We start from the raw sequence: 442 nt of genomic DNA on the forward strand, positions 1-442 counted from the left end.
ACCGAAGACAGCTCATGTTATATCCCGCCGTTAACCACCATCAAACAGGATTTTCGCCTGCTGGGGCAAACCAGCGTGGACCGCTTGCTGCAACTCTCTCAGGGCCAGGCGGTGAAGGGCAATCAGCTGTTGCCCGTCTCACTGGTGAAAAGAAAAACCACCCTGGCGCCCAATACGCAAACCGCCTCTCCCCGCGCGTTGGCCGATTCATTAATGCAGCTGGCACGACAGGTTTCCCGACTGGAAAGCGGGCAGTGAGCGCAACGCAATTAATGTAAGTTAGCTCACTCATTAGGCACCGGGATCTCGACCGATGCCCTTGAGAGCCTTCAACCCAGTCAGCTCCTTCCGGTGGGCGCGGGGCATGACTATCGTCGCCGCACTTATGACTGTCTTCTTTATCATGCAACTCGTAGGACAGGTGCCGGCAGCGCTCTGGGTC

At 57.0% G+C, this 442-nt stretch carries 1 protein-coding gene; it reads left to right on the top strand.

The features are described from left to right. Positions 1–258: substrate-binding domain-containing protein (locus BYZ73_RS21775; protein ID WP_179191068.1), on the top strand; the 258-nt coding region annotated here is incomplete at its 5' end. Positions 259–442: the final 184 nt, after the last annotated feature.

The sequence above is a fragment of the Rhodovulum viride genome (genome assembly GCF_003265965.1).
In the GTDB taxonomy this organism is placed as follows: domain Bacteria; phylum Pseudomonadota; class Alphaproteobacteria; order Rhodobacterales; family Rhodobacteraceae; genus Rhodovulum; species Rhodovulum kholense.